The organism is Trebonia sp. (assembly GCF_049794275.1).
GTDB lineage: Bacteria > Actinomycetota > Actinomycetes > Streptosporangiales > Streptosporangiaceae > Trebonia.
This window is the reverse complement of the sequence record NZ_JBARCR010001230.1, coordinates 1-6,858: the sequence shown is the minus strand read 5'-3', so window position 1 is coordinate 6,858 and position 6,858 is coordinate 1. Positions and strand designations below refer to the sequence as shown.

The following is a 6,858-nucleotide window of genomic DNA, read 5'->3' as shown; positions in this document are numbered from 1 at the left end:
CGCTAGTCGCGGTCGCGGCGCTGACCTGCGCGCTCGCGTTCGGCTGGGTGACTGACTACAGGTACTACTCACCCAGCCGCGTCAGCCAGGGTTACTGGACGCACACTGTGCACCAATGGCTGACTGCCTGCGCCAGGAGCACAACTGGCGAGATCTCGCTGCCCACCTGGGATGCCCCCAAAGCGACCGTCCCCTGCTCCCGCATTCACCCCTAGAGTCCGTATCGTCGGCCCGCGCCCGCAAGAGACGTGAATATAACGGGTTTCTGGGTAGGAACCACGGTCGTGTCGGCGAAGGTGGACACTAAGGCACAACGCGATATATCTTGTTAGCAGGAGGTAATCATGAACGACTACGAGCGCCGGATCCGGGAGCTCATCAACCCGTGGAGCACCAAGTTCAGCAACTGGTGGTCCAACTCGAGCATCCGGTCCGCCCTGACGAACCGGTCGGTCGACACCGCTGAGCTGCGCCGCCAGGCGTCGGCTCAGGCCCAGCGCGCCGCGACCGCGATGAAGGACATGCGGGACAGCGACACGGCCAAGAAGGCCGCGACCGCGATGACGGACCTGCGCCAGCGGGAGCCCGTGCGCAAGGCGGAGGAGAGCGCCAAGCGCGTCCTGCACGACCTGCGCAGCGGCCACAACGGAGGCGGCAAGTCCTGACCGGATAATTCAGTTGCGGTGATCGTCGCCGGAATGGGACGCTGCACGCGCGACAGGTAGGCGCCGGCCTCACGGTCGGCTGTGCGAAAGGAGGGGCCCTGATGTCTACGCCCGCCGCGGGCTGCACTCAGCCCGTCCTTTCCACGGCCCACCTCAGGAGCAGCAGTGCGCGACAGCGCAGAATCCTTCGACCCCGCGTACGGCAGGGTCCGCCGCGCCGGCCGTAAGCGCCGGCCGTATTTCGACGACGAGGCGACGTCCGCCAAGCGCGAGCGGTACCGCCCCAGGCTCGCCACCGAAGATGCCGGCGACGCAACCGACGGCTTGCCCGAGGGCGATCGCTGGTCCACCTGGGACCAGTCCACCCCCACCGAGCGCGGTCCGCGACCGCACCCGGAGTGGCTCGTGACCGAGCTGGCCGCGGTCGACACCGAGCTCGGCATCCTGAAGACCGGCAAGGAAGCCGATGTCTACTTGCTGCGTCGTGGCGTGCCTGGTGGCCGGTCGTGCCTGCTCGCGGCCAAGCGGTACCGGGGCGCGGAGCACCGGCTGTTCCACCGGGACGCCGGGTACCTGGAAGGGCGCCGCACCAGGGAGAGCCGGGTGAACCGCGCGGCCGCCAACCGGAGCGCGTTCGGCAGGCAGGCGATCGCCGGTCAGTGGGCGAACGCCGAGTTCGGCGCGCTGTGCCAGCTGTACGGCGCGGGGCTGCCCGTGCCCTACCCCGTGCAGATCACCGGCACCGAGGTGCTGCTTGAGTTCATCGGCGATCCGGACGGCACCGGCGCGCCGCGGCTGGCCGAGACCCGTCCCGACGGCGCCGAACTGGCCGCCCTGTGGGATCAGCTCGTGGCCGCACTCGCCGGCCTGGCCGGGCTCGGGTACGCGCACGGCGACCTGTCCCCGTACAACCTGCTGGTGCACGGCGGGCGGCTGGTGATGATCGACCTGCCGCAGGTGGTCGACGTGGTGTCGCACCCGAACGGGCGCGGCTTCCTCGACAGAGACGCCCGCAACGTCGCGGCGTGGTTCGCCGCCCGCGGGCTGCCCGGCGCGGACCCGGAAAGGCTGGCGCGCCTCCTCGCCGAGGAGGCGCGCCTGGCCTGACCGTCTGTATCCGGCTAGACGGTCTGCTTGACGGTGAGCTTGCCGTTCCGCATCGTGCCCAGCCGCTGGGCGCGGCGGGCGATCGAGCTGTCGTGCGTGACGATCACCATCGTCAGCCCGTTGTCCTGCCAGAGCTTCTCGAGCAGGCCGATGATCTCGTCGCGGGTGTCCTCATCCAGGTTGCCTGTCGGCTCGTCGGCGAGCAGGACCGTGGGCTCCTTCACCAGCGCGCGGGCGATCGCAACGCGCTGCTGCTGACCGCCGGACAGCTCCCCCGGCAGGTGGCGGAGCCGGTCGCCGAGCCCGAGCGAGTTCAGTGCCTCGGCGGCGCGGGCCCGCCGCGACGCGCCGCTGACCCCGAGCGGGACCAGCGCCGTCTCCACGTTCTCCTGTGCGGACAGCGTGGGGATCAGGTTGAAGGTCTGGAAGATGAAGCCGATGGAGTTGGCCCGCACCTTCGTCATCGCGGTCTCCCGCGTCCGCGCCAGGTCGCGGCCGTCGAAGTCGACGGAGCCGGAGGTCGGCCGGTCCAGGCCGCCGAGGATCTGCAGCAGCGTGGTCTTGCCGTGCCCGGTCGGCCCCTGGATGGCCATCCATTCGCCGTCAGGTATCTCCACGTTGACGCCGCGCAGCGCGTGCACTGTTTCGCGGCCCTTGGGGTAGTCCTTGGTCACGTTCGTGAGCTTGTACATGGATCTTCGTCTCCCGGTGAATCCGCGCCCTCAGGCGACCTTGGACAGGGCGTCCGCCGGGCGCAGCCGCGCCGCCCGCCAGCCGCCGAACGCTCCGGCGATCAGCCCGCCGAGGATCGCGAGGCCGACCGCGAGGATGATCACGGCAATCGTGACCGGTGCGTGCAGGTGCTCCGTGACGGTGCCTGCGGTACGGGCCGCGTTCGAGAACGCGCCGCGGAAGGGATTGTTCCCGCCGCCGGTGCCGCTGGTCGGGAACCCGCCTCCGCCGCCGCCGCCTCCGCCGCCGAACTGGCGCGCGCCGCCCGGCGTGGCCGAGCCGGTGGTGTTGCTGGCGAGGCTCGCGGTCAGCGGTGACGAGAACTTGTTGACCAGCGCCACGCCGGCGAAGCCGAGGCCGACGCCGATCACGCCGCCCACGATGCCGATCGCGACCGCCTCGCCCATCACCTGGAAAACGATCCTGCGGCTCTTCCAGCCGAGCGCCTTCAGCGTGCCGAACTCACGGATCCGCCGCGTGACGGCCGCCATCGTGAGCAGGCTGGCCAGGAAGAACGAGGCGATGAGCACCGCGATCGCCAGCCACTTGCCGAGGTTGTTCGCCAGGCTCGCCGCGCTCGAGATGGAGCCGGTGACCTCGCTGGCGAGCGTGTTCTGGTCGGTGACGGTCGAGCCGGGCACCGCCTTGGAGATCGAGCTCGCCACCGAGCTGATGTCCCCGCTGTTGCTCGCCGTGACGTAGATCGTGTTGACGTCGTTCTTCAGGTTGGCCAGCGACTGCGCCACGCCGAGCGGGATGTAGACGTCCGCCGGGTTGTCGCCCGCGGGCTCGCTGACGATCCCGACGACCTTGAAGTTGGTGGCCGCGTTCTTCGAGTTGCCGACGGCGATCGTGGAGCCGACCTTGAGCTTGTTCTGCGTCGCGTAGCTGGAGTCGACGAGCGCGACGTCCGCCGCGTTGTCGGCGGTGGTGAACGTCCGCCCGGAGCTGACCTTCCCGGTGCTGAGCGGGCCGAGTTCGCCGTTGGCGATGTCGACGCCGTTCACGGTGAAGCTGTTGATGTTGAAGTTCGCGCCGAAGCTGCTGGGGTTACCGCTCCCGCTGCTGGAGCTGCCGTTGCGGAACCCGCCGCCTCCGCCGTTGAAGTTGAGCGCGGGAACCGTGCCACTGATCGTGCGGTCGTTCAGCGTCAGGCCGCCGGCCGCGGCCGCCACGTTGTCCATCTTCGCGATGCTGGTCACGTTGGACGAGGCGAGCGACGCCAGCGTGCCGCCGGCGGACAGCGTGTTGTTGTCGATCTTGCTGCCGGCCTTCGGGCGGCTGGTCGACCCGATCGACTGCCGGAAGCCGAACCCGAACCCGTTGCCGGTCGAACCCGCGGCCGGCGCCTTCGTCACGGTGATGTCCGTGCCGACGCCGTACAGCGAGTGCAGGACGGACGCCTGGGCGTTCTTGACCCCGGCCGACGCCGCGGTCACGGTGATCACCAGGCCGATTCCCAGCGCCAGGCCGATCGCTATAAAGATCGACTGCCGCATCCGTCTCCGCAGCTCACGCCCGATATAGGTGAAGAACATCAGACTCCTCAGCGAACTCAAGATTTAGTGGTGGCGCGGACCCGCCGTGCCGGTAGAGCGTGACACGCCCCGGACGCTGCATCCGCGCCGCCGCTAATGCTCTAGGCGCTACCTGAGGAGACTCTGAAAAAGACCTGCGAACCAGCCCCAGCCCTAGAACGCTGAAGGCCAGCCCCGCCGACCGGGCTGGCGCTTGGGGATGCCAACTTACAGGAGCTGAACGGCCAAGGTCCCTGCATCGTCCTCTCCGATGTCTAGCGGAGTACGGAGAGGGCTACCGCCATGAAACCGTCTGCCTCGTGTCCCGCCTATTAGGGTTTGACTGCTGAAATCCTTGCCCGGCTCTCCGGGACGCCCCGCCCGCGAGGGCGCGGCGGCCGACCTGAGCCCGCTGATTTCATGATCACGAAAGAAAAGTTCGCGCATAGGAGATTTTTCCTTCGTGATCATGGTCGGGCGGCTTTCTTGCCATGATCACGGACCCGGCGGACGCCCCAAAGCCGGGAGTACCGAGACCATTGGGGTACCCGAAGCAGAAATGACGCCGCCCGGAAGGGCGTCTATTGGCGGTGTGGTCCACACCGCCAATAGATCCGCACCTGTGGACCACACCGCCAATACAGCAGTTCGACCCAGGCGGTGGGTACCGCCGCCGGAGTACGCGCCCGGGAAGCTATCGGCCAAAAGTGACTGCCGTGAAATGGGGGACGCTATGGCCGCCGTCGGCAGGCGGTTCCGGTGCTCCGCCTCTGGGGTGGAGCGAGGGCGCAGCGGGGTTCCGCCGCGTTGTTCGGTGCCGCTCTCAGGCACCGACTGAACGCGGCCGGAATCCCCGCAAGCCCAGCGACCCCACACCCGGGGGTTCAGCTTTCGCGGAGGGCGCGGATGCCTTCCTTCAGCGACGACATCGTGGCGATCACGGCCGAGGGCTCGTAGCCGCAGTGGGCCATGCAGTTCGCGCAGCGCGGGTCCTTGCCCCGGCCGTACTTCTCCCACTCCGTGGTCTCGATCAGCTCCTTATACGACGAGACGTACCCGTCGGACATCAGGTAGCAGGGCTTCTGCCAGCCGAACAGCGAGTACGACGGGATCGACCACGCCGTGCACTCGTACTCGACCTTGCCCTCGAGGAAGTCGAGGAACAGCGGCGTGTGCATCAGGCGCCACTTCTTGCGGCGGCCGTCCGAGAACGCCTTGCGGAACATCTCGCGGGTCTCCTCGACGCCCAGGAAGTGCTCCTGGTCGGGCGCCTTCTCGTAGGCGTACCCGGGGGAGATCTGCAGGTCGTCCACGCCGAGTTCGTCGTTGAGGTAGTCGAGCACGTCAATGACGGTCTGCGGCGTGTCGGTGTTGAAGAAGGTGGTGTTGGTGTTGACCTTGAACCCCTTCTCCTGCGCCAGCTTGATCGCCGCGACGGCCTGGTCGAACACGCCTTCCTTCGACACCGACTCGTCGTGCCGCTCGCGCAGCCCGTCGATGTGCACTACCCAGCGGAAGTACGGCGAAGGCGTGAACTTGTGCAGGTGCTTGGGCAGCAAGATCGCGTTCGTGCACAGGAAGACCATCTTCTTGCGCTTGATCAGTTCCTGCACGATGACCTCGATCTGCGGGTGCATCAGCGGCTCGCCGCCGGCGATCGACACCATCGGCGCGCCGGCCTCCTCGATCGCCGCGACCGCCTGCTCGACCGGCATCCGCTGCTTCAGCACCGAAGCGGGGTGCTGGATCTTCCCGCAGCCGTTGCATTTGAGGTTGCAGGCGAACAGCGGCTCCAGCTCCACCAGCAGCGGAAACTTCTTGATGCCGCGCAGCTTCTGCTTCATCAGGTGTGCCCCGATGCGCATACTGACGGACAGTGGCATAGACATTAGCGCCGTACCTCCCTGGGCAGGCCGAACTGTACTGATTCGGTGGTGGTGACCCGCTCGGTCACCGTGACTGTGCCGAGCCCGGAGAGCGCCGTGATGATCTCGCTGACCACCGCTGGCGGCGCGGATGCCCCCGCCGTGAGCCCGACTACGGAGACTCCGGACAGCCAGGAGAGCTGGATGTCCGTGGCTCCGTCGATGAGGTAAGCGGGCGTGCCCGCCCGTTCGGACCGCTCCACCAGCCGCACCGAGTTGGAGGAGTTCTTTGAGCCCGCGACGAGCACCAGGTCCGCTTCCTCGGCGACGGCGCGGACCGCCGCCTGCCTGTTGGTCGTCGCGTAGCAGATGTCGTCGCTGCCTGGCGCCCGCATCGAGGGGAACCGCTCCCGCAGCGCGCCCGCCACGTCGGTCGCCTCGTCGACGGCCAGCGTGGTCTGCATGAGGTAGGCCACCTTCGACGGGTCCGCGGGCGACAGCGCCGCGACATCGGCGGCCGTCTCCACGAGCACGGTGGATTCGGGCGCCTCCCCGAGGGTGCCTTCCACTTCCTCGTGCCCGGCGTGGCCGATCAGCGCGACCGTGAACCCCTCGCGGGCGAACCGGCGCGCCTCGGCGTGCACCTTCGACACCAGCGGGCAGGTCGCGTCGATCACCGACAGCCCGCGATCCGAGGCGTCCGAGCGCACCGCGGGCGACACGCCGTGCGCGGAGAACACGACCGTAGCGCCGTCCGGCACCTCGTCGAGCTCGTCAACGAACACGGCGCCACGCTGCTCGAGGTCGGAGACCACCCGGGTGTTGTGCACGATCTGCTTGCGCACGTACACGGGCGCGCCGCGCAACTCGAGGGCCCGCTCGACGATCTCGATGGCCCGCTCCACCCCGGCGCAGAACGACCGCGGCCCCGCCAGCAGCACCGCCCGCTCCCGGCAGACGGCGGCCCACTGC

General features: G+C 68.5%; 7 protein-coding genes. 3 read left to right on the top strand and 4 right to left on the bottom strand.

The window, feature by feature from the left end:
- From WA805_RS30190 to WA805_RS30180, 3 genes are all read left to right on the top strand, one after another.
- Nucleotides 1-215 (top strand): hypothetical protein (locus WA805_RS30190; RefSeq protein ID WP_425244024.1); only part of this gene is annotated, 215 nt, incomplete at its 5' end.
- Nucleotides 216-344: 129 nt separating this feature from the next.
- Complete coding sequence (locus WA805_RS30185) at nucleotides 345-665, top strand: hypothetical protein (RefSeq protein ID WP_422287733.1); 321 nt, start codon at nucleotides 345-347, stop codon at nucleotides 663-665.
- A gap of 165 nt (nucleotides 666-830) precedes the next feature.
- Entirely contained in the window at nucleotides 831-1,772 is a 942-nt protein-coding gene (locus WA805_RS30180) for a serine protein kinase RIO (RefSeq protein ID WP_422282389.1), read from the top strand.
- A 14-nt stretch (nucleotides 1,773-1,786) separates the two neighbouring features.
- Here WA805_RS30180 and WA805_RS30175 read toward each other — a convergent pair whose 3' ends face one another.
- The 4 genes from WA805_RS30175 to ispH form a co-directional block, all read right to left on the bottom strand.
- Nucleotides 1,787-2,464 (bottom strand): ABC transporter ATP-binding protein, encoded by a 678-nt coding sequence (locus WA805_RS30175; protein WP_422282387.1) that lies wholly within the window; start codon nucleotides 2,462-2,464, stop codon nucleotides 1,787-1,789.
- A 30-nt stretch (nucleotides 2,465-2,494) separates the two neighbouring features.
- The gene (locus WA805_RS30170; RefSeq protein WP_425244023.1) at nucleotides 2,495-4,063 is read right to left on the bottom strand and encodes an ABC transporter permease; all 1,569 of its coding nucleotides are present in this window, start codon (nucleotides 4,061-4,063) and stop codon (nucleotides 2,495-2,497) included.
- 842 nt (nucleotides 4,064-4,905) lie between these two features.
- Nucleotides 4,906-5,904, bottom strand: a complete 999-nt coding sequence (gene hpnH / locus WA805_RS30165) for an adenosyl-hopene transferase HpnH (protein ID WP_422282383.1) — start codon at nucleotides 5,902-5,904, stop codon at nucleotides 4,906-4,908.
- A 5-nt stretch (nucleotides 5,905-5,909) separates the two neighbouring features.
- Nucleotides 5,910-6,858 (bottom strand): 4-hydroxy-3-methylbut-2-enyl diphosphate reductase (gene ispH / locus WA805_RS30160; RefSeq protein WP_425244022.1); only part of this gene is annotated, 949 nt, incomplete at its 5' end.